This is a genomic window from Herbaspirillum sp. CAH-3, from assembly GCF_009668275.1.
Lineage (GTDB): Bacteria > Pseudomonadota > Gammaproteobacteria > Burkholderiales > Burkholderiaceae_D > Herbaspirillum > Herbaspirillum aquaticum.
In genome coordinates this window covers 118,710-141,142 of record NZ_VSWE01000011.1, presented here as the reverse complement: position 1 = coordinate 141,142, position 22,433 = coordinate 118,710, and the positions used below count along the sequence as shown (strand labels likewise).

Below are 22,433 nucleotides of genomic sequence, written 5' to 3'. Positions count from 1 at the left end.
CAGGGGCTCCTTACTGGCCACGCAGGAAAAGCTTGTCCAGATCCGACAAGCCCATCTGCGTCCAGGTCGGACGGCCATGGTTGCACTGGTCGGAACGTTCGGTGGCTTCCATCTGGCGCAGCAGCGCGTTCATTTCCGGCAGCGTCAGGCTGCGATTGGCGCGCACGGCCGTGTGGCAGGCCAGGGTGCCGAGCAGTTCGTTGCGGCGCTCCAGCAAGACACGGGAGCCGCCATACTCGCGCACGTCGCGCAGGACGTCGCGTGCCAGGGTCTGGGCGTCGGCGTTCTTCAGCAGCGCCGGGACGGCCCGCACGGCCAGCGTGGTGGGGGACATCACGGCGATATCGAAGCCCAGTGCCGACAGCGTCTCCTGATGTTCTTCCACCGTGCCCACTTCCACCGGATCGGCATAGAAGGTGACCGGGATCAGTAGCGGCTGCACGAACATCTCGTTGCCATCGAGCGCCGTCTTCAGTTGTTCGTAGAGGATGCGTTCATGCGCCGCGTGCATGTCCACCACCACCAGGCCCGCTTTGTTCTGGGCCAGCACGTAGATGCCGTGCAATTGTGCCAGTGCAAAGCCCAGCGGGAAGTCGCCCTCGGGCAGCGCTGCAGCGGGCTGCGCGGAGGACGGGAAGGCAGCGCTGTTGACGCCGGCTGTGGATGCACCACCCTGCGCAGCCGGTTCGCTGCGGAACATGTTGCCGTAGGCCGCACGATCCTGGCGTACGCCGAAGCCGCCGTTGCCGGCAAAGGAGAAGGGGCGCGGCTGTTCGGCAAACTGGGCCGAGAAACTCTGCTGTGTCTGTTCGCGCATCCAGGGCAGCGGGGCATTCGGGCCACTGGCGGGAGCGGGCGCACCCTCGGCACTCTCGCTCTGTTGCTGCGGCAGATTGCCGAAGGACACGGCCGAGGTCTGCGCCAGCGCGCGCGATACCGCATGGAAGACGAACTGGTGCACCGCGCGGCTGTCGCGGAAGCGCACTTCGATCTTGGAGGGATGCACATTCACATCCACCAGCGCCGGGTCCAGCGTAAGCGAGAGCGCATAGGCCGGATAACGGTCGCCATGCAGCACATCCTGGTAGGCGGCACGCACGGCGTGGGTGAGCAGCTTGTCACGGACGAAGCGGCCGTTGACGTAGAAGTACTGGCCATCGGCGCGCGCCTTGGAGGCCGTGGGCAGGCCCACGAAACCATGCAGGCGCAGCGGGCCGGCACTCTCGTCGAGCGGCAGGCGGGCATTGGCGAAGTCGTCGCCGAGGATATGGGCGCTGCGCTTGGCGAACTCGCCCACGTTCCAGTGATCGACCGTCTTGCCGTTGTGCGAGAGCGAAAAACTGACATCCGGACGCGCCAGCGCAATGCGTCGCACGACTTCGGCGCAGTGGCCGTATTCGGTCTGTTCGGACTTGAGGAATTTGCGCCGCGCCGGGGTGTTGAAATACAGGTCCTGTACATCGATGGTGGTGCCTTGTGCGCCTGAGGCCGGGGCCACGGTACCGAATTGGGAGCCGGTGATTTCCCAGGCGTGCGGGGCATCGGCGGTGCGGCTGGTGACCGTCAGTTGTGCCACCGAGGCAATCGAGGCCAGCGCTTCACCACGGAAACCGAGGGTGGAGACATTCTCCAGGTCGGTCAGCGAGGCGATCTTGGAAGTCGCATGACGGGCCAGCGCCAGCGGCAATTGCTCCGGTGGAATGCCGCGTCCGTTGTCCGTGATGGCGATGCGCTTGACGCCGCCTTGCTCCAGGCGCACGGTGATTTGGGTGGAGCCGGCATCGAGCGCGTTCTCCAGCAATTCCTTGACCACGGCCGACGGACGTTCGATCACCTCGCCAGCGGCAATCTGCGAGATCAGTTGATCGGGCAGGGCCTGGATGGGGCGAGGGGAGGGGGCGGCAGCCGGTTCGGAAGCGGGGGAAGAGTGCGGTACGTTCATGGCGGGATTATACCTGCCGGCGCCGCAGGCCGGATGCGACGAAGCCGCCCGGAGGCGGCTTCGTGCGTGCTTGCAGTATCAGGTTTTACTGCCGGGCAATCCGGGGATCGCCACGCAGGAAATTCCGAAAACTATATAAATGATTTAACAGATTTACACGCGGAAGGTGCTCACCGCTGCCGCCAGGCGTTCGGCCTGCTGCTGCAATGACTGTGCTGCAGCGGCGGCCTGCTCCACCAGGGCCGCGTTCTGCTGGGTACTCTCATCCATCTGGGCGATGGCCCGATTGATCTGGTCGATCCCCTCGCTCTGCTCGCGGCTGGCGGTGGTGATTTCGCTGATGACGGTGGAGACGCGCTGCACGCTGGCCACCACGTCATTCATGGTGTTGCCGGCCTGGGAAACCAGTTGGCCGCCGCCGGCCACGGTTTGCACCGAGGCGTCGATCAGTTCCTTGATCTCCTTGGCGGCCGAGGCGCTGCGCTGGGCCAGCGTGCGCACTTCGGTGGCCACCACTGCAAAGCCGCGTCCCTGCTCACCGGCGCGGGCCGCTTCCACTGCCGCGTTCAAGGCCAGGATGTTGGTCTGGAAGGCGATGCCGTCGATCACGCTGATGATGTCGACGATGCGCTGCGAGGAGCTGTTGATGGCATCCATGGTCTGCACCACCTGGCCGACCACGTCACCGCCGTGGCTGGCGACTTCGGAGGCCGAACCGGCCAGTTCATCGGCTTGCACCGCGTTGGCGGCGTTTTGCTTCACGGTCGAGGTCAGCTCTTCCATGGCCGAAGCGGTTTCTTCCAGGGCGCCGGCCTGTTGCTCGGTGCGGGAAGAAAGATTCAGGTTGCCGGCTGCGATCTCGCTGGCGGCGGTGTTGATTTCTTCAGTACCGGCGCGCACGCTGGAAACCACTTCCGACAGGCCCATGCTGATGCCGTTGAAGGCCGTCATCAGGCGGCCGATTTCGTCGCTGCTGTGCACGTGCAGGCGGGTGGTGAGGTCGCCGCCGGCGATGCGGTCGGCGGCATCGCACACCGCATCCAGCGGACGGGTGATCATGCGGTTGATCATCACCGTCAGGATCGCGCCCAGCACCGCCAGGAACAGCAGGCCCAGGCCGATGTAGAGATTGCGCATCGAATTGACTTCGCGGGTGATCTCATCGACCGCCGCTTCGCCCACGATGACCCAGTTCCACGGTGCATAGTGGGTGAAGACCGCGATCTTCTGGCGGCCATCGCTGCCGGCGTAGCGCAGCTGGCCTTCCTTCTGCTGCACCAGGGTCTTGATGTAGGTGTCGCCGCTGGCATCCTTGGCCTCGATCAGGTTGCCGCCTTCTTCCTTGCCTTCGCGCGGGGCGCCGGCAATCATCACGCCCTGGTCCTTGCCTTCACGGCCGTTGAGCGCGTAGAAGTTGCCGGTCTCGGCGATCTTGAGCGACTTGATCTGGTCCTTCAGGGCCTTCACGTCGGCCGAGATGTCGATACCCACGTAGAGCGCGGCGATGATCTGGCCGGCGTCATTCTTGATGGGCACGTACTTGGTGATGTATTGCTTGCCGAACAGCGTGGCCAGGCCGCTGTAGGACTTGTCGGACTTCAGGGCCGCATAGCCGGGGTGGGCGCGGTCCAGCAGGGTGCCGACGGCGCGTTCGCCGTTTTCTTTCTTGACGGAAGTTGACACGCGCACGAAGTCGTCGCCGGTCTTGGCGAAGATGGTCGCGGTCACGCCCGTGCGTGCAGTGAAGCGGTCGGGGATGGAGAAATCCAGGTTCAGTTCGCGGCCGTCGTTGGACAGTACCGGTGTGGCGCGGTCGCCGATCTGCACGGTGCGGCTGTCATCCAGCGTGAGCTTGCCGAATTCCTTGTCGAACATGGTGGAGAAGCGGTCCACCTGGCTGTTCACGGAGCGGTCGAAGATCCCGACCATGTTGGCCACGCCGCGCGCATCGTTGCCCATCTGTTCGATCGAGCGCGATTCCACCATGCGCGAGGCGGAGTAAGTGATCAGCAGCAATGCGATCACGAAGACGATGCCCACCAGGGCCACCGTCATGGCAGTCAGTTTTGCACCCACCGAACGGTGGAAAAGCGATGCGCCGCGCGCACCAGACAAGTCATTAGCCATGGCTGTTGTTGTTCTTGAAGAATAAGGGTGTGGAAATGCCAATACCGGAAAAAACCATCCAGGGACCGACGGCGGTTGCTGCTTGCGCATTCAAATCGCCATCGCTTGCCCTCCTTGTTTCCAGCGTCCGGAAAGTCCTGAAGCACTAAGCTTGCCTACCGCCGGCCTGCAGGCCAGGGGGGGGCGGCGCTCTACAGCGAATTGCCGATACGGCAACGCAATATGGTCGCAAACGTCAGGGGCCGCCTTGGAAGGAGGTCCAACTTGAGCGCTGCAATCACGGTACTTGCGGGGGAGGTCGTCAGTATATCGTCAGCGTATTGCGCTGAATCAAAATACTTCGAATGTTTGCGCTCACATCTAACTGTGCTGTTGTTTTTCCAGCGGGAAAGTGCTTTTTTGGCATGGGATTCCCGGTCTCCACGGCCTCTGCGCTTTCCCGGCGCGCAAGTCTCCTACGCCCTCAATACTCCTCCATACTCCTCGATACTCATTGATGAGTATTGATGCCCACTGATACTCATCAATGCTCGTCAATGCTCGTCAATGCTCCTTACTCCACGGGCGCGGCGCTGCGATACTCCCGCACCCAGTGTTCCAGTTGATCGGCCGACATCGGCCGCGAAAAATAGTAGCCCTGCGCGACGTCGCAGCCCTGGCTGATCAGCAGGCGGTATTGGTCGGCATCTTCCACGCCTTCTGCCACCACGGTCAGCTTCAAGCTCTCGCCGATGCGGATGACGGCATTGGTCAATGCACTCACCGCCTCGTCCTTGGCCATGTCGCGCACGAAGCTCTGGTCCAGCTTGAGTTCGGAGACCGGCAGCTTGCGCAGGTAGCCCAGGCTGGAATAGCCGGTGCCGAAGTCATCCATGGCCAGCGGAATGCCCAGGGCATGCACGGCGGCGATGGTCTGGTTGGTGCTGGGATTGGTATCCATGAGCACGGTCTCGGTGATTTCCAGGGTGAGGTCGGTGGGCGCCAGGCTGTATCGGCGCAGCAGTCCGGTGACGAATTGCGGCAGTTCCAGGTCATGGAAATTGGTGGCCGACAGGTTCACCGAGACCGATGGCACCTGGATCCCGCGCCGGCGCCAGTCGGCCAGCTGGAAGCAGGCCTCTTCCAGCGCCCATTTGCCCAGTTCGCCGATCAGGCCGCATTCCTCGGCAATCGGGATGAAGCGGCCCGGCGAGATCTGCCCCATCTGCGGATCGCGCCAGCGAGCCAGCGCTTCCACGCCATGCAGGCTGTGGTCGTGCAGGTTGATCTGCGGCTGGAAATGCAGCTCGAAACTGCCGCCCCGCAAGGCGTCGCGCAGCGCGCTTTCCAGGGCCAGGCGTTCCTGGGCGAGGCTGTTCATCTCCTCGCTGAAGAAGCTGAAACGCCCCCGGTTGACTGCCTTGGCCTGGTACATGGCGATGTCGGCACGATGCAGCAGGGTCTCGATGTCGTGGCCGTTGTCCGGGAAGATGGCCACACCGATGCTGGCCGACGGATTCAGCGGCGTGCCGTTGATGTGGCAGGGCATGGCCAGGCGTTCCTGGATGCGCTTGACGACTTCGCCCAGGTGTCCGGTGTCGTATTGGGTCAGCACCACCACGAATTCGTCGCCCGAGAGCCGGCCCACGATGTCCGAACGGCGGGCCTGTGACTGCAGCCGCGTGGCCACCGTGCGCAGCAATTCGTCACCGGCCTGGTGGCCCAGCGAATCGTTGACCTGCTTGAAGCGATCCAGGTCGATGAACATCACCGCCACCGTGTTGCGATTGCGCTCGGCCGCCGCAATGGCCTGCCCGGCCTGCACCAGCAGCAGGCTGCGATTGGGCAGGCCGGTCAGCGAATCATAGAAGGCCAGTTGATGAATGCGCGCGCGCGAGGCTTCACGCTCGATGGCCAGCGCGCACAGGTGCAGGCCGGCATCGACCAGCAGGTGGTGGAAGGCGCTGGGCGGGCGCGGCTGGCGATAGTAGAAACCGAAGGTGCCGATGACCTTGCCGTCGGCCGACTTGATCGGGGTCGACCAGCAGGCATGCAGGCCGTGGCTCAAGGCCAGTTCCTTGTAGTCGGCCCAATGCGGATCGGTGGCGATGTCCTCCGAGACCACGCTCTGGCCGGTATAGGCGGCGCTGCCGCAGGAGCCTACCAGCGGGCCGATCTGTATGCCCTCGATGGCGCGCGTGTAGGCTTCCGGCAGGCTGGGCGCGGCCAGGGTGTGCAGCCGGCCCTGTTCGTCCACGCGCAGGACCGAGGCAATCACCTCGGGCGCAACCCGCTCCACTTCTTCGCACAGCAGGTTCATCTGCTCGCCCAGCGACGAGTCGCGCGCCATGGCATTGAGCACCCGGTACTGCAATACCTCGTGGACCTTGGTGTTGGTGATGTCGGTCATCACGCAGACCGCATTGATGAGCTTTCCGGTGGGGTCCATGATGGGATTGACCACCGCCGAAATCCACACCGGCTGCTCGTGCAGGTCGTAGATCAGTTCCTCGGTGTGGAAGCTGTGTCCCTGCAGCAGTTCGCCATGGCAGCGCTCGATCGACTTGACGAAGGTAGGGTGGCTGGCAAACAGTTCGCGCGGCAGCTTGCCGATGGACTGCTGGCTCTGGAAGCCCAGCATGCGGGTGAAACCGGTGTTGTGGAAGACGATGCGGTTCTGCTCATCGGTGATGAGCACCGCGTTGTCGGTCTCGTTGATGCCCAGCGAGAGCAGGTGCAGGTGTTCGCGGTCGCTCTTCTCGCGGGTGACGCGGTAAGTGACGTCATTGCCGATGCAGATTACCCGCTCGGCTTTCCCTTGCTGGTTGAGCAGGGGCGAGTAGGTGGCTTCCCACCAGATGGTGCGGCCGCTGCGGGTACGGCGCGGGAAGCGTCCCGAGAAGAAGCGGCCATTGCAGACATCGCGCCAGAAGGCCGCGTATTGCTCGCTATCGGCGTAATCGTCCGAGCACAGGGTGCTGTGCGGCTGGCCGATCAGGTCCTCGGCGATGTATTCCATGGTCTTGAGGTAATTGCGGTTGGCCGCCAGGATCTTGCCGTCGGGCGAGAGTTCGACCACCCCGAGCGAGCGGTTCAGGGCGCTCAGCACATTGTTGCTGTGGCGCGAATCGTCGATATGGGAGCTGATGTCTGCGGCTACCGAAATCACCTTCTGCAACTGGCCAGCGGCATCGAGGATGGGGCTGCAGATCGCTTCCAGCCAGACGATGGTGCCATCCACGCGGCGCCGCTGCAGGGTGCCGGAGATCACCTCGCCCTGGCGCAGGTGCTGCCAGAAACGCTGGTAATCCTCGGTCTCGACATACATCGGGTCACACAGCATGCGGTGATGCTGGCCCACGACTTCCGGGCGCTGGTAGCCCAGCATGGCAAGGAAATTGTCGTTGGCATCGAGGATGGTGCCGTCGGCGGCGAATTCGAGGATGGCCATGGAACGCCACAAGGCGCCCAGCAGCGCCTCGCGTTCCTCCTCGCGCAGGCGCTGGAAATCTCCCTGCACCCCGTGCGGCTGCGACGAGTGATCGAACTGGCCCACGAATGACTCCTGGCTCCCCATACAGCGCCCCCTCTGGCCGGTAATGACGCCTGGCGCGTCTTGCCTCATGCAGTGCGGAGTTGCGATTGCCCGGGTTCCCCGTTTCTTCCCGGTTGCTTCCCTGTTGCCAGCCCCAGAACCGCCGGATTGCCTGCCTTGCGGCGTGCAGCCCCGGCCCGGGAAGGCGCATGACCTGCCTCATCATGCATATCTGGCACGGGAAGACTGAATGAACCTGACTTTGATCATATGCCAAATCCTTTCGGTTGTGCGTTCTGGTGCATCCCCTACGGGCCCGCAGCAACAGGCTTGCGAGCTTGTGTGAGGATCCCGGCGCAGCATGTTTCTCCCGAGGATTTTATCGACCGTCCGCAAGGCTTCTTGAGTCCGGCGGGGGTGAGTGTTGTATGATGCCTGCGCAGGTGCGCAAGCGAGCGTTGCCTGCACGATGTTTCCTGACCGGCATTGCACATGGGAAATATCCGGCCGTGCGGCGATGGGAAGCCCCGGCCTTGATGAATCACCAACGATTGGGCTTTATGGATTATCTGCAGTTGCTGGACGTGCTGGTGCACGTGGACAAATACCTGGGTGTCCTGATCGAGCAGTACGGCACGCTCATCTATGCGGTGTTGTTCCTGATCGTTTTCTGTGAAACGGGGCTGGTGGTCCTGCCTTTCCTGCCGGGGGATTCGCTGCTGTTCATCGCCGGCGCCTTCTGTGCCATGGGTGCCATGGACATCTGGTTGCTGATGGGCCTGCTGGTGGTGGCGGCGGTGGCCGGCAACACCCTCAATTACTGGATCGGCGGCTGGGTCGGACAGCGTGTCTACACCCACAACTACCGCTGGCTCAATCCCGAAGCCCTGCGCAAGACCCACAGCTTCTACGAGAAACACGGTGGCAAGACCATCGTGATCGCCCGCTTCACCCCCATCGTGCGCACCTTTGCGCCCTTCATCGCCGGCGTGTCGGCCATGAGTTTCGCCCGCTTCCAGCTGTTCAACGTGCTGGGCGCCTTCCTCTGGGTAGTCGGCCTGGTGGTGCTGGGCTACCTGTTCGGCAATATCCCGCTGGTGCGGGAGAACCTCAATACCCTGGTCCTGATCGGCCTGGTCGGTGCCGTGATCCCCATCGTGCTGGGCGCGCTGTGGCAGGTGTGGCGCAAGCTGCGCAGCAAGCGCAAGGTCAGCAACGCCTGACCTGCGCGTCCCGCGCGGGACGCACCCGACAAAAAAACCGGCCTGCGACAGCAGTACCGGGTTTTTTGTTGTCCGTCGGCCAGGGCAGGGCCGCGTTTCAGGTCAGGCGATTCTTGGCCAGCGGCGGGTTCTTGGCGAAGTAATTGCGGATGCCGGTCAGGATGGCATCGGCCATCTGCTCCTGGTAGCGCTCGTCGGTGAGCTTGGCTTCTTCTTCCGGATTGGAGATGAAGGCGGTCTCGATCAGGATGCTGGGGATGTCCGGCGCCTTCAACACGGCAAAGCCGGCCTGCTCCACCGCGCCCTTGTGCAGCTTGTTGATGCCACCGATTTCCTTCAGCACCGCATTGCCCACGCGCAGGCTGTCGTTGATCTGCGCCGTGGTCGACAGGTCCAGCAGGACGCTGGCCAGCTGGCGGTCATGGGTCTTGATGTTGACCCCGCCGATCAGGTCGGCCGAGTTTTCCTTGTTGGCCAGCCAGCGTGCGGCGGTGGAGCTGGCGCCCTTTTCCGACAGGGCGAACACCGAGGAGCCGCGTGCGGTCGGCTGCACGAAGGCATCCGCATGGATCGACACGAACAGGTCGGCCTGCACCTTGCGCGCCTTGACCACGCGCTGGCCCAGGGGGACGAAGAAGTCGGCGTCACGGGTGAGCATGACGCGCATGTTGGGGTATTGCTCGATCTTGCGTTTGAGGCGCTTGGCGATGGACAGCACCACATCCTTCTCGCGGTTGCCGCGCGCGCCGGTGGCGCCCGGGTCTTCGCCGCCGTGACCGGGGTCCAGCGCGATGGTGATCATGCGGGTCAGCTGCATGCGCGGTTCGTCCGGCACCACCTTGGGGTTGCGCTCGGTCTTGTCTTCCGGCTGCGGCTTGATCTCGGCCAGCGGGGCCGGATCGGGTTTGGGCGGAGCGACCGGGGCCTGCGCCAGCGGCGGGGTGGCCGGGTTTTCCTTGTTCCACTCGCCCTTCTGGATGAGGGCGGCGATCGGATCCTGCGGCGCGGCCGGGTACAGGTCGATGACGAAGCGGTATTTGTATTCGCCCACTGGGGCCAGGGTGAAGACCTGCGGCTTGATCTCATCCTTGAGATCAAACACCAGGCGCACGACGCTGGGCCGGTTCTGGCCCACGCGCACCTGCTTGATGTAGGGATCGTTGGGCTGGATCTTGGCGACCAGGTCCTTCAGGGTGCTATTGAGGTCGATGCCCTCGATGTCCACCACCAGGCGCTCCGGGTTCTTGACCACGAAGTGGGTGACCTTGAGGTCGCTGTCGTTTTCCAGCGTGACGCGGGTGTAGTCCTCGGACGGCCAGACACGCACGGCCAGGATTTGCGAAGCCAGGGCGGGCAGGGGAGTGACGACGGAGACGAACAGCGCGCCGCCGGCTTTGATGATGGTGCGGCGGGTTTTGGACTTCACAGGTTGGGAGCGAATTTCAGTCGAGCGAGGCATTGATGACCCTTGTCGGACAACGCACGCAATTCTACATCACGACCGTCCCCTGCAAGCGACAGGTTGACGTGTATGTCCGGTGGCGGCAACACCGGATCGCCCTTTTCAGGCCATTCGACGATACAGACGGAGTTTTCGTTGAAATGTTCACGAAAACCGGCATCGAGGAATTCTTCCGGGCTGGCCATGCGGTACAGATCGAAGTGGATGACTGTTACCATGCGGCCTGCGAAGGAAACTTCATAAGGCTCCGCCAGCGTGTAAGTCGGGCTCTTGACTCGCCCCTGGTAGCCCGCCGCATGCAGCAGGGCGCGGGTGAGCGCGGTTTTGCCGGCCCCGAGGTCGCCATGCAGGTAGATCGCCAGGCCGGGAGCCAGCACCTGCGCCAGGTCGGCGCCCAGGCGGGCGGTGGCGGCTTCGTCGGGCAGGTGGAGGTGGAGTCGCTGCATGCTCATGCTGTTCTGGGTCATCCGGGATGGTTCGTTACAAGGTTCTAGTCTGAAGGTTCAAGCGTTCATGTCCATTCACCCCACGCCAGCCGATCCGGCCGGGAGCACTGCCATCGCCGATCCCGCCGGTCTCGCGGCGCTGGCGGCCGCCATCAAGGCCTGGGGCCGGGAACTGGGGTTTGCCGAGGTGCGCATCGCCGATGTCGACCTGTCGCACCGCGAGGCGGGCTTCCAGGCCTGGCTGGACAAGGGTTACCACGGCGAGATGGATTATATGGCAAGCCACGGCCTGAAACGGGCACGGCCGGCCGAACTGGTGCCCGGCACGGTGCGCGTGGTGAGCGTGCGCATGCCCTACCTGCCGGCCGCCGCTGACCCGGATCAGCCCGACCAGCCCGACTGGCGCGCCCGCGAAGAGGCGCGCAGCGCCGATCCGGCCGCCGCCCAGGTCTCGATCTATGCGCGCGGACGCGATTACCACAAGGTCCTGCGCGCCCGCCTGCAGCAGCTGGCCACCCGCATCGAAGGCCGCATTGGCGCCTTCGGCTACCGCGTCTTCACTGATTCGGCCCCGGTCATGGAAGTGGCCCTGGCTGAAAAGGCCGGACTGGGCTGGCGCGGCAAGCATACGCTGCTGCTGCATCGTGAGGCTGGCTCGATGTTCTTCCTGGGCGAGATGCTGACCGACCTGCCGCTGCCGGTGGACGACCCGGTCAGCTCGCACTGTGGCCAGTGCAGCGCCTGCATCACGGCCTGCCCGACCGGGGCCATCGTTGCCCCTTATGAACTGGATGCGCGACGCTGCATTTCCTATCTCACCATCGAGCTCAAGGGCAGCATCCCGGAAGACCTGCGCCCGCTGATCGGCAACCGCATCTATGGCTGCGACGACTGCCAGCTTTACTGCCCGTGGAACAAGTTCGCCCAGCGTGCCAGCCTGCCGGACTTCGATCCGCGCCATGGCCTCGACAGCGCGAGCCTGGTCGAGCTGTTCGGCTGGAGTGAAGAGGTCTTCCTGAAGAACACCGAAGGCAGCGCGATCCGCCGCATCGGCCATGAACGCTGGCTGCGCAACCTGGCCGTCGGGCTGGGCAATGCCGCCGATACCCCCTCACACCGGGGCGATGCCGCCATCGTGGCGGCCTTGCAGGGGCGCCTGGATCATCCGTCAGCGCTGGTGGCCGAGCATGTGGCCTGGGCGCTGGCCCGTCATGGAGTCCATGGAGTCGCGGGAGCAGATGGAGTAGAGTGACCCCTCCCAACAAGGAGGAGACACCCATGCCCAGACTGACCCGCGCCCTGCTGGCAGCCGCACTGGCCGCGAGCCTGCCGCTGGCGGCCAGTGCCCAGCCCGCATCGAGCGAAAAGATCGCCATCCCCGGCCTGCAGCAGCGCGCCGAGATCCTCATCGACCGCTGGGGCGTGCCCCACATCTATGCCGCCAGCGAGCGCGATGCCTTCTTCATGCAGGGCTTCAATGCCGCGCGTGACCGCCTGTTCCAGATCGACCTGTGGCGCCGGCGCGGACTGGGCCAGCTCTCCGAAGTGTTCGGTCCCGCTTACCTGGCCCAGGATCGTGCGACCCGGCTGTTCCTCTACCGTGGCGACATGCGGCGCGAATGGGCCGCCTATGGTTCCGGTGCGGAAAGCGTGGCGCAGGCGTTCGTGGAGGGCATCAATGCCTATATCGATTACGTCTCCCTGCATCAGGAAAAACTGCCTTATGAATTCCGCCAGCTGGGCTATCTCCCCGCCAAATGGCAGGCTGAGGATGTGGTGCGCATCCGCAGTCACGGTCTCACACGCAACCTGCAAAGCGAAGTGGCGCGCGCCAAGGTGGCGTGCGCGGCCGACCTGAAATCCGATGAAATCCGCTCCGGCCTGACGCCGCCCTGGACCGCCGGGATGCCCGAGGGCCTGGACCTCTGCCTGCCGAAGGACCTGCTGCAGGTCTTCACGCTGGCCACACAGGGCGTGCGGATTACCAAAGAGAGCCTGAACGCCGCTACCACTGCAGGCGACCCCCAGCTGGTGCGCATCGATCCGGCCGCCAATCCGGAAGAGACCATGGAGGGCAGCAACAACTGGGTCATTGCCCCGTCGAAATCGGCCACCGGCCGCGCCATCATGGCCAACGATCCGCATCGCGCTTATTCGGCGCCGTCGCTGCGCTACATTGCGCACCTGAGCGCACCAGGGATGAACGTCATCGGTGCCGGCGAACCGGCGCTGCCGGGCATTTCCATCGGCCACAACGGCAGCATCGCCTTCGGCTTGACCATCTTCAACATCGACCAGGAAGACCTCTACGTCTACCAGCTCAATCCCGACAATCCGCAGCAATACCGCTATCAGGGCCAGTGGGAATCGATGCGCGTGCTGCATGAACCGGTGCGCATCAAGAACGGCGCGCCCGCCGTGGCCGATCTGAGTTTCACGCGCCATGGTCCGGTGATCCATGTCGATCAGGCTAAACACCTGGCCTACGCGGTACGGTCGGGCTGGCTGGAGCCGGGCATGTCGCCTTACTTCGGCAGCATCGCCTACATGCGCACGCGCAATTTCAGGGACTTCAAGCAATCCATGCTGAACTGGGGCGCGCCGACCGAGAACCAGGTCTATGCCGACACCAAGGGCAACATCGGCTGGGTGCCGGGCGGGCTGGCACCGAAGCGGCCCAACTGGGACGGGCTGTTGCCGGTGCCCGGTGACGGGCGATATGAATGGTCCGGCTTCTGGCGCGGCGACCAGCTGCCCTCGTCCTACAATCCGGCGCAGGGCTGGTTTGCCTCCGCGAACCAGATGAATCTTCCTGCCGATTACCCTTACCGGGAGCGCAAGCTCGGTTTCGAGTGGACCAACAACTCGCGCTTCACCCGCATCAGCGAAGTGCTGGGCAGCTTGCCCAAAGTCTCGCTGCAGGATTCCATGCGGCTGCAGAACGATGACCTGGCCATCCCCGCACGCCGCCTGGCCGCCTTGCTCAAGCCCTTGTCCTCGGATGACGCCAACACCGGTGCTGCGCTGGCCATGCTGGGCCAGTGGGATTATGTCGAACGCAGCGAGTCGGCCCAGCCGGCGCTGTACGAAGTCTGGCTCTCGCGCCATCTCGGCAAGGCCTTCAAGGAAGCCGTGCTGCCCAAGGCCGCTGCCGATGCCATGGGGGCTCCCGATACGGCAGTGCTGCTCGATACGCTGGAAAATCCGGTACCCGCCTTCGGCGCCGATGCTGCGCAGGCACGCACCCGGCGCGATCAGGTGCTGCTCTCCAGCCTCGGTGCTGCCTGGGCCGAACTGGTCAAACTGCAAGGCGCTGATCCGTCGCAGTGGCAATGGGGCAAGCTGCACCACAACCTGATGGCGCATCCCTTGGCCGACGTGGTGGATGAGGCGACCCGCAAGAAGCTCAACGTCGGCCCCATGCCCAAGCACGGCGGTGCTTATACGCCCAACCAGTCGACCTATCGCGTCAATGATTTTCGCCAGACCAACGGACCCTCCTTCCGCGTGGTGGTGGATGTGGGCCGCTGGGACAATTCCTGGGCCGTCAATGCCCCGGGCCAGTCGGGTGACCCCGACAGTCCGCACTATCGCGACCTGGCCGCCAAGTGGTTGAAGGGTGAGTATTTCCCGCTGCTGTATTCACGCGGGGCCATCGAGAAAGTCACCGAGCACCGCATCGTGGTGCAGCCGGTGCGCTGAGCCGCTGAGCTGCAGGGCTGGCCTGGTGCGTCGTGATCAATGCACCAGCGCCAGCCAGAGCGGGATGGTCAATGCCGAGAGCAGGGTCCCGAATGAAATGAGGAAGGCCGTGAAGGGCCCGTTGCCACCCATGCGCGCAGCCAGGATGTAGGCGCTGGAAGCCGTGGGCAAGCTGCAGAACAGCACCACGATGCGCCACTGCAGCGGTGGCAGTTGCAGCAGCATGCCGATCAGGTAAGCGGCCAGCGGCACCGCAACGAGCTTGATGACGATGAACCAGGCCACCACCGGCTTGCTCTCTTTCAAGCCCGACAAGCGCAGTCCGGCCCCGACCATCAGCAGGCCCAGCGCAATGGAGGCCGCGCCCAGGCGCGAGAGCACCACGCTGGCCACTTCCGGCAACTGCAGCCCCAGTGCAGAAAACGTCAACCCGCCAGCAGTGGCCACCAGCAAGGGGTTGCGGGCCAGCTCGCGCAGCAGGTTGCTATTTTTTGCCGCCAGCGCATGGACGGCCGCGATATTGCACAGGGGGACGCCAAAGCCCAGCAGGATGGCCATCAGGCCGGCACCTTCTTCGCCCGCCATGCGGGTAGCCAGTGCCAGGGCGATATAGGAATTGAAGCGAAAGGCGCATTGCATGCCCGACTCATAGGTCATGGGCGTGGCGCGCAGCAAGGGTTTGCCCAGCCAGGTCAGCGCGATGCCCACCAGCAGTGCCGCAACGCCCGTCTGCACCATGCCGCCGGTGACCGAGAGATCGACCTTCAGGCGCGCCGTCGAATAGAACAGCAGCGCAGGGAAGAGGATGAAATAGACCAGCTTTTCCATGCCGGCCCAGAATTCTTCGCCCCAGTTGGAAATGCGATGGATCAGCAGGCCCAGCGCAATGAGGCTGAAGTCCGGCAGCAGGAGGTTGAGGATCTCCACGTGCTTACTTCAGCAGGCGCGCCAGTTCGACGGCAGTCTTGACGTTCATCTTGTCGAAGATGTGGGCGCGATGGACTTCCACGGTGCGCATGCTGATGCCCAGTTCATCGGCGATGACCTTGTTCATCTTGCCGGCCAGGATCAGGTCCAGCACTTCGCGCTCGCGCGCGGAGAGCGCCGCCAGGCGGCTCTGCACGGCATCCTCGGCACCGCCCGCACGCGAGACCTCCAGTGCTTCCAGCACGCGGTCCATCAGCTGGTTGTCGTTGAAGGGCTTCTCGAAGAAATCGAAGGCACCGTTCTTCAACATGTCCACCGCCATCGGTACATCACCGTGACCGGTGAGGAAGATCACCGGACGCCGGTGCAGCAGGCCCTTGGTCTTGAGTTCATTGAACAGCGCCACGCCGCTGGTGCCGGGCATGCGCACATCCAGCAGCAGGCACTCGCCTTCGGCATCGATGCCCGTGGCATGGGCCAGCGCGCCCAGCACGGCGGCGCCACTTTCATAGCCGATGGCGGCGATGTTGCGCGAGCGCGCCAGCCAGGTCAGCGAATCGCGGATGATTTCTTCGTCGTCGACTATGTGCAGCATCGGTATGCGGGGCGGGAATCCAGTGTGGGAGGGGCGTCTCGTTATTGTGGCTGCCCGCTTTGGGCGGGCAGCGAAAACCGGAAGATTGTACCGCCTGCCGGGTTATCGGTGTAAGTGAGCGTGCCGCCGTGGAATTCGATGGTGGTGCGGCAGATGTTCAAGCCCATGCCCATGCCCTCGGCCTTGGTCGAGAAGAAGGGAGAAAACAGGCGCGCCGCCACTTCCTCGGCAATCCCGTGCCCCTGGTCGATCACCGAAACCGTGACCGATTCTGCACCATCGTCGTTGCGGACCAGCTCGGCGGTCACCCGCAGGATGCGGCGCGCGGAGGGCACGGCGGCCATGGCCTGGATGCCGTTGCGGGTCAGGTTCAGGATCACCTGCTCCAGCAGCACCTGGTCGCCCAGCACCGGTGGCAGCGACTTGGGTACCTGCCATTGCAGCACCACGAAAAACTGCTGCGCCTGCAGTTCGATGAGCGGGGCCACGTTGTCCACCAGCTGCCGGATCTGCAGCCGCTGGCGCGCCGGTTCGCGCTTCTTGACGAACTGGTGCACGCTGCGGATCACGTGGCCGGCGCGCTGGGCCTGGGTGTGGATCTTTTCCAGCGCCGGCTGCAGCGCCTTGGGATCGGCCTGGCCCTGCTGCATCATGTTCAGCGCCCCGGTGGTATAGCTGGAGATGGCCGCCAGCGGCTGGTTCAGCTCGTGCGCCAGGGTCGAGGCGATCTCGCCCATGCTGGCCAGGCGGGCGCTGGCCTGCAGTTTTTCTTCCTGGGTGCGGTTGAGGTCTTCGGCGCGCTTGCGTTCGGAAATGTCGAGGATGGAACCCATCCACCCGGTCTGCTTGCCATCCTGGTCCACCAGCGGCGATTCGAAGATCAGCACCGGGAAGCGTTCGCCGTCGCGGCGCTGGAAGATGGTCTCGAACTGCGGGGTGACGCGTCCGGCCAGCACGTTGGAGAAGCGCTCCTGGTATTCATCCATGGCTTCCGGCGCCCAGTAGGGCATGGGCGGGATCCGGCCCACCAGTTCCTGCGCGGCGTACCCGACCATCTTGCAGAAGGCCGGATTGACGTAGGTGATGCGGCCCTGCAGGTCACGTGCACGCATGCCGGTGACCAGCGAGTTTTCCATCGCGGCGCGGAACACGGCTTCATTGAGCAGGGCCTTCTCGGCCTTGGTGCGCCGGTTGATGTCGCGCCACAGCGCCCACAGGCTCCACAGCAGGCCCAGCGAGAGCACGATCACCGAGCCCACCAGCAGGTTGGGCAGCAGCTTGGGCGCGCTCTTGGTGCTGTTGGTATGCAGCACCAGCGTCAAGCCCGGCAGCTCCAGTTCGCGGCGATGGGTGTAGACATTCAGGCCCGGCCCGCCCGAGGTACGGCGCGCCACCACGTTGTCATCGGTATCGGTGAGCGAGATCTCATTGTCCTGGGCAAACCACCACGGCACCATCTCGTTGAGGATGCGCGCCACCGCATAGCTGGCCACCAGGCTGCCGATGTAGTGATTGTCATGGAACAGGGGCACGTGATAATCCATCAGCATCGGCTCGGCGATGCCGGGCGGGATGGCCGGCGGGCTGTAGAGCGGACGGCGCAGTTGGCGCGCGCGTTCTGCCGTCATCAGCGAGGGTTGCGAGAGATCCTTGCGGCTGATCGGAAGGTCGTCGGTGGAGGCCACCGGATGGCCCTCCGCATTGAACCAGGTCACGCGATAGAACTCGCGGTTGTTGCGCAGCAGGGCATTCAAGCGGCTGCGGAAATGGTCCTGGTGCAGGCGGCCGCTGATGATCTCGCGGCCGATGATGCGCATGCTTTCGTCATCGCGGCTCAACTGGAAGCGGATCGCCTGTTCCACCCAGAGCGAATCGGCGATCAGTTGCTCCAGCCGTTCGCTGGCTTCCATCTGCTGGGCCTGGCGCGGCAGCCAGATCAGCGTGGCCAGGAACAGGCACACCAGCAGGAAGGGAATCAGCCAGCGCATGGTGGTCTTGCGGCCCGAGGCCTGCAGCTGCGAGGCGGCATCGGGCTGGGGAGCGATCGGGGGCGGCGGGACGGTTTTCATGACGCCGCCAGTGTAGCTGCGCCCAAAGGCTTGCGCCAGCTTCCCGCGCGGCGGGAAGGGGGCTGCGGGGGCATTGTGGTTTTCCACACTTGCCCCCGTTTGGTGAGGCCGCGCAAAATTCGCCAGCACAATCCGGTCCCCGCCAAGACCGGCCTTAGTTCAAAAATAATACTAACTAAATCATTTCCATCTCATTGGGGAGACAAGCGTGAAACTGAAGTCCATCGTCTTTGCGCTGGCTGCGGCGACTGTCGTCAATGCCGGCCTGGTTGCCAGCGCCTTCGCGCAACAGCCCATCATCATCAAGTTCAGCCACGTGGTGGCCAACGACACGCCCAAGGGCAAGGCCGCCGAGCGTTTCAAGGAACTGGCCGAGAAGGCCACCAAGGGTCGCGTGAAGGTCGAGGTCTATCCCAACAGCACCCTGTACAAGGACAAGGAAGAACTGGAAGCCCTGCAACTGGGTGCCGTGCAGATGCTGGCCCCGTCGCTGGCCAAGTTCGGTCCGCTGGGCGTGAAGGAGTTCGAGGTGTTCGACCTGCCTTACATCTTCCCCAGCAAGGACGTGCTGTACCGGGTGACCGAAGGCCCGATCGGCAAGGATTTGTTCAAGAAGCTGGAGCCCAAGGGCATTACCGGCCTGGCCTACTGGGACAACGGTTTCAAGGTGATGTCGGCCAACAAGCCGCTGCATCAGCCGTCGGACTTCCGTGGCCTGAAGATGCGCATCCAGTCCTCCAAGGTGCTCGATGCCCAGATGCGCGCACTGGGTGCCAACCCGCAGGTGCTGGCCTTCTCCGAGGTCTACCAGGCGCTGCAGACCGGCGTGGTCGATGGCACCGAGAATCCGCCTTCGAACCTGTACACCCAGAAGATGCATGAAGTGCAGAAGCACGTCACCGTCTCCAACCACGGCTACCTGGGCTATGCGGTGATCGTCAACAAGAAGTTCTGGGACGGCCTGCCGTCCGACGTGCGCACCCAGCTCGAGGGCGCCATGAAGGATGCCACCAAGTACGCCAACGCCATCGCCCAGCAGGAAAACGATGCGGCTCTGGCCGCCGTCGAAAAGACCGGCAAGACCACCGTCTACCGCCTGACCGATGCCCAGAAGGCGGAGTGGCGCAAGGCTCTGCTGCCGGTACAGCAGCAGATGGCAAGCCGCATCGGCAAGGAGCTCATCGACGCCGTCAACAAGGAATCGGCGGCACTGGGCCAGAAGTAAATCCCGTTGCTTCAACGGGCGCCCGCCTTCGCAATGAAGCGGGCGCATTGCAGAGAAGAACAATCCTAACAAGCAATGTCATGGGCTGATACCACGATGGTATCGGCCTGCTGGCGCAAGGAGACTTCATGAAGTTACTCGACCACCTGGAAGAGTGGCTGATCGCGTTCCTCATGGCCGCGGCCACCTTCATCATTTTCGTGGCGGTGGTACACCGCTACGCCTCGGGCCTGGATATTCCCTGGCTGCAGGACCAGCTCATCCAGATCAACATGAGCTGGGCCCAGGAGCTGTGCATCTTCATGTTCGTGTGGATGGCCAAGTTCGGCGCCGCTTACGGCGTGCGCACCGGCATCCACGTCGGCGTCGATGTGCTCATCAACCGCATGAACACGCCGTGGCGCAACAAGTTCGTGCTCTTCGGCCTGTTTGCCGGCGCGCTCTTTACCGGCATCGTCGGGACTTTCGGTGCCGAGTTCGTCTACGACATCGCACAGCACGACAGCACCTCCGAAGTGCTGGAACTGCCGATGTGGATCGTCTACCTGGCCGTGCCGCTGGGGTCTTACCTGATGTGCTTCCGTTTCCTCCAGGTCGCGTGGAATTTCCACCGGACCGGCGAATTGCCCAAGCATGACCATGCCCACGTGGAAGGTCTGGACGAAGAAACCAGCGGAGGTAAAGCATGAATGCACTGATCATTTTCGTCTTGCTGTTCGGGCTGATGCTGACCGGGATGCCCATCTCGATCTCGCTGGGCCTGACTGTCCTGACTTTCCTGTTCACGATGACCGAAGTGCCGATCCAGTCGGTGGCGCTGAAGCTGTTCACGGGCATCGAGAAGTTCGAGATCATGGCGATCCCGTTCTTCATCCTGGCCGGCAACTTCTTGACCCATGGCGGTGTGGCGCGGCGCATGATCAACTTCGCCACCTCCATGGTCGGCCACTGGCATGGCGGCCTGGCGCTGGCCGGGGTGCTGGCCTGCGCGCTGTTTGCGGCGGTCTCGGGGTCCTCGCCGGCCACCGTGGTGGCCATCGGTTCCATCATCCTGCCGGCGATGGTCAAGCAGGGTTTCCCGAACCGCTTCGGCGCGGGTGTGATCACGACCTCCGGGGCACTGGGCATCCTGATCCCGCCTTCCATCGTGATGGTGATGTATTCGGTCTCCACCAATACGTCGGTGGGCAAGCTGTTCATGGCGGGCGTGGTGCCGGGTTTGCTGCTGGCCTTCCTGTTGGGCCTGACCACCTGGTTCCTGGCGCGCAAGAACAACTACCCGCGTTTGAAGAAGGCAACCTGGGCTGAGCGTCTGGCGGCCTTCCGCAAGAGCGGCTGGGGCCTGTTCCTGATCGTCATCGTCATGGGCGGGATCTACTCCGGTGTCTTCACGCCCACCGAAGCCGCAGCCATGGCGGCGGTGTATGCCTTCTTCATCGCCGTCTTCGTCTACAAGGACCTGAGCCTGAAGCAAGTGCCCAAGGTGCTGCTGGATTCGGCGTCGATGTCGGCCATGCTGCTCTACATCATCACCAATGCGGTGCTGTTCTCCTTCCTGGTGACCAGCGAAAACATCCCGCAAACGATGGCGGCGTGGATCACCGATTCGGGACTGGGACCGATCACCTTCCTGCTGGTAGTCAACATCCTGCTGCTGCTGGCCGGTAACGTGATGGAGCCGTCGTCGATCGTGCTGATCCTGGCGCCGATCCTGTTCCCGGTGGCGATGAAGCTGGGCATCGACCCGGTACACTTCGGCATCCTCATCGTGGTCAACATGGAAGTGGGCATGTGCCACCCGCCAGTGGGCCTGAACCTGTACGTGGCCTCGGGCATCACCAAGATGGGCATCACCGAGCTGACCATTGCGGTCATGCCGTGGCTGCTGACCATGCTCGGTTTCCTGGCGCTGGTGACCTACTGGCCGGCGCTGTCGCTGTGGCTGCCGAACCTGATCTACAACTGATCGGCAACCAGCACGTGAGACGATGAAATCGGCACCGCCACCCGGCTTGCACCAGGCCGGTGCCGATTTCATCAGATGTCAGTCAAGTTGCCAAAAAGTATGTTGGTTGTGCCCTGAAAAAGTGCTTTGAAACGGCACGAAGTGCTGCTAAAGTGCGGGCTTTGCTGAATCGGCACCGTGCATTTGCCGTCCCGGCAATCGAGTTTCGCAGAGAAGTTTTTCTAGTGAGTTGTTGATGTACTTGCCTTGGCGGCGACCCTTCCGACACATCGGTCCGGGCGTGGCGAGGCAGCACCGAATACAAAGCGGGTGGTGCATAACAAACGGTATCGATACCGGGAAACTGAGGAGACGTGCATTCGATTGAAACCGTTCAAACGGTCGGGAATGCATCTGGAGTATTTTGAAGGCGCATCCGCGGATGCGCCTTTTTTCTTTGTGCCGCGCGGTGGTGATGGCACGTATAAATCGTTTATACGGTTTATATTTTTTAGCTCCGGCATGAAGCTGTCAGCCCAGCACACGCTCCCCGTGTGGCGTGGACACCACAGCGTGCAGGCTTGCCTGCTTTCCTTCCTTCAAGACAATCCGCGCATCGGCCAGCCCGATGGCCTTCCATGCGGCCTGCAGTTCCTGTGCGGCGGGATGTTCCAGGATCAATTGCTGCAAACGGCATCCCCGGTCGGGCAGGGCACTGGCCGGGTGCGGCTGGCTGAGCCACTGGATCAGGGACGGCATCACGCCCTCGCAGGCCAGCGCCCCATCGGCGGCGATGGTGATGAGCCAGTCCAGCGCACCCCGGCTCATGGGTTCGATCACGCCCGGTGAAACGGGGCTGGCCGCCACCGCGGCGGCGATATCGCTGGTGCGCGCCACCCAGTGCGCCAGGCGCGGGGCAGCATCCTTGCCCAGTTGATCCATGCCGAACCAGCGCGGCCGCTCGGGCGCATCGGCGTTGGGGTCGATGGTGATGACTTCCAGGTAGAAAGCTTCGCCCAGCGAGAGCAGCGCATTGTGCGTTCCCAGCCGCACATGCTGGCCGCCGATGCGGGGCGCCATGGAAACGCCCAGGCACTGCTCTACCCAGACCATGCCGGATTTGAGCGTGGGGGCGGTGATGACGAGGTGGTCGGGTTCGGTGTGCAAGGGGGCGGTGCTCACGGGGTCTCCATCAAGTTTTGCCTGATGGTATCAAGCCCGCGCGTGAATTGCTTACAATAGCTGCCCCAGGTCCA

The 22,433-nt window shown here is 63.5% G+C and carries 15 protein-coding genes; 6 read left to right on the top strand and 9 right to left on the bottom strand.

Going from position 1 to position 22,433, the window contains the following annotated elements:
- Positions 1 to 10 precede the first annotated feature (10 nt).
- The 3 genes from mutL to FYB76_RS15560 form a co-directional block, all read right to left on the bottom strand.
- Positions 11 to 1,942, bottom strand: coding sequence for a DNA mismatch repair endonuclease MutL (gene mutL, locus FYB76_RS15570; protein WP_154134224.1), 1,932 nt, complete (start codon positions 1,940 to 1,942; stop codon positions 11 to 13).
- A gap of 153 nt (positions 1,943 to 2,095) precedes the next feature.
- Positions 2,096 to 4,069, bottom strand: a complete 1,974-nt coding sequence (locus tag FYB76_RS15565; RefSeq protein ID WP_088754653.1) for a methyl-accepting chemotaxis protein — start codon at positions 4,067 to 4,069, stop codon at positions 2,096 to 2,098.
- 553 nt (positions 4,070 to 4,622) lie between these two features.
- A complete protein-coding gene (locus FYB76_RS15560) occupies positions 4,623 to 7,625 on the bottom strand; it encodes a bifunctional diguanylate cyclase/phosphodiesterase (RefSeq protein ID WP_154134223.1) in 3,003 nt (1,000 codons plus the stop codon).
- A gap of 518 nt (positions 7,626 to 8,143) precedes the next feature.
- Between FYB76_RS15560 and FYB76_RS15555 the strand changes: the two genes are divergently transcribed.
- On the top strand, positions 8,144 to 8,806 hold the full coding sequence (locus FYB76_RS15555; protein ID WP_088754655.1) for a VTT domain-containing protein: 663 nt from the start codon (positions 8,144 to 8,146) through the stop codon (positions 8,804 to 8,806).
- 97 nt (positions 8,807 to 8,903) lie between these two features.
- On the opposite strand, the gene FYB76_RS15550 is transcribed toward FYB76_RS15555, so the two are convergent.
- Together FYB76_RS15550 and tsaE are read right to left on the bottom strand one after the other, a co-directional pair.
- A complete protein-coding gene (locus FYB76_RS15550; RefSeq protein WP_088754656.1) occupies positions 8,904 to 10,265 on the bottom strand; it encodes an N-acetylmuramoyl-L-alanine amidase in 1,362 nt (453 codons plus the stop codon).
- Positions 10,229 to 10,714 (bottom strand): tRNA (adenosine(37)-N6)-threonylcarbamoyltransferase complex ATPase subunit type 1 TsaE, encoded by a 486-nt coding sequence (gene tsaE / locus FYB76_RS15545; RefSeq protein WP_039790104.1) that lies wholly within the window; start codon positions 10,712 to 10,714, stop codon positions 10,229 to 10,231. Before tsaE ends, FYB76_RS15550 begins: the two co-directional genes overlap by 37 nt.
- 67 nt (positions 10,715 to 10,781) lie before the next feature.
- On the opposite strand from tsaE, the gene queG reads away from it, so the two are divergent.
- Both queG and FYB76_RS15535 read left to right on the top strand, forming a co-directional pair.
- Complete coding sequence (gene queG / locus FYB76_RS15540) at positions 10,782 to 11,966, top strand: tRNA epoxyqueuosine(34) reductase QueG (RefSeq protein WP_154134222.1); 1,185 nt, start codon at positions 10,782 to 10,784, stop codon at positions 11,964 to 11,966.
- 26 nt (positions 11,967 to 11,992) lie between these two features.
- Positions 11,993 to 14,416, top strand: coding sequence for a penicillin acylase family protein (locus FYB76_RS15535; RefSeq protein ID WP_154134221.1), 2,424 nt, complete (start codon positions 11,993 to 11,995; stop codon positions 14,414 to 14,416).
- Positions 14,417 to 14,452: 36 nt separating this feature from the next.
- On the opposite strand, the gene FYB76_RS15530 is transcribed toward FYB76_RS15535, so the two are convergent.
- Genes FYB76_RS15530 through FYB76_RS15520 form a run of 3 tightly spaced genes read right to left on the bottom strand, consistent with a single transcriptional unit; the run spans position 14,453 to position 18,007 of the window.
- Entirely contained in the window at positions 14,453 to 15,343 is an 891-nt protein-coding gene (locus tag FYB76_RS15530) for an AEC family transporter (RefSeq protein WP_088754659.1), read from the bottom strand.
- Positions 15,344 to 15,347: 4 nt separating this feature from the next.
- Positions 15,348 to 15,938 (bottom strand): response regulator transcription factor, encoded by a 591-nt coding sequence (locus FYB76_RS15525; RefSeq protein ID WP_145607661.1) that lies wholly within the window; start codon positions 15,936 to 15,938, stop codon positions 15,348 to 15,350.
- 41 nt (positions 15,939 to 15,979) lie between these two features.
- Positions 15,980 to 18,007: a PAS domain S-box protein gene (locus tag FYB76_RS15520; protein WP_088754661.1), complete on the bottom strand. Its 2,028-nt coding sequence runs from the start codon at positions 18,005 to 18,007 to the stop codon at positions 15,980 to 15,982.
- Between the two features lie 208 nt (positions 18,008 to 18,215).
- On the opposite strand from FYB76_RS15520, the gene FYB76_RS15515 reads away from it, so the two are divergent.
- The 3 genes from FYB76_RS15515 to FYB76_RS15505 all read left to right on the top strand — a co-directional run bounded on the left by FYB76_RS15515 (position 18,216) and on the right by FYB76_RS15505 (position 21,198).
- Positions 18,216 to 19,232 (top strand): TRAP transporter substrate-binding protein, encoded by a 1,017-nt coding sequence (locus FYB76_RS15515; protein ID WP_088754662.1) that lies wholly within the window; start codon positions 18,216 to 18,218, stop codon positions 19,230 to 19,232.
- A gap of 128 nt (positions 19,233 to 19,360) precedes the next feature.
- Positions 19,361 to 19,921, top strand: a complete 561-nt coding sequence (locus FYB76_RS15510) for a TRAP transporter small permease (RefSeq protein ID WP_039790095.1) — start codon at positions 19,361 to 19,363, stop codon at positions 19,919 to 19,921.
- Positions 19,918 to 21,198, top strand: coding sequence for a TRAP transporter large permease (locus FYB76_RS15505; protein ID WP_154134220.1), 1,281 nt, complete (start codon positions 19,918 to 19,920; stop codon positions 21,196 to 21,198). Before FYB76_RS15510 ends, FYB76_RS15505 begins: the two co-directional genes overlap by 4 nt.
- 510 nt (positions 21,199 to 21,708) lie before the next feature.
- Here FYB76_RS15505 and FYB76_RS15500 read toward each other — a convergent pair.
- On the bottom strand, positions 21,709 to 22,359 hold the full coding sequence (locus FYB76_RS15500) for a VOC family protein (protein ID WP_370516358.1): 651 nt from the start codon (positions 22,357 to 22,359) through the stop codon (positions 21,709 to 21,711).
- Between the last annotated feature and the right edge of the window lie 74 nt (positions 22,360 to 22,433).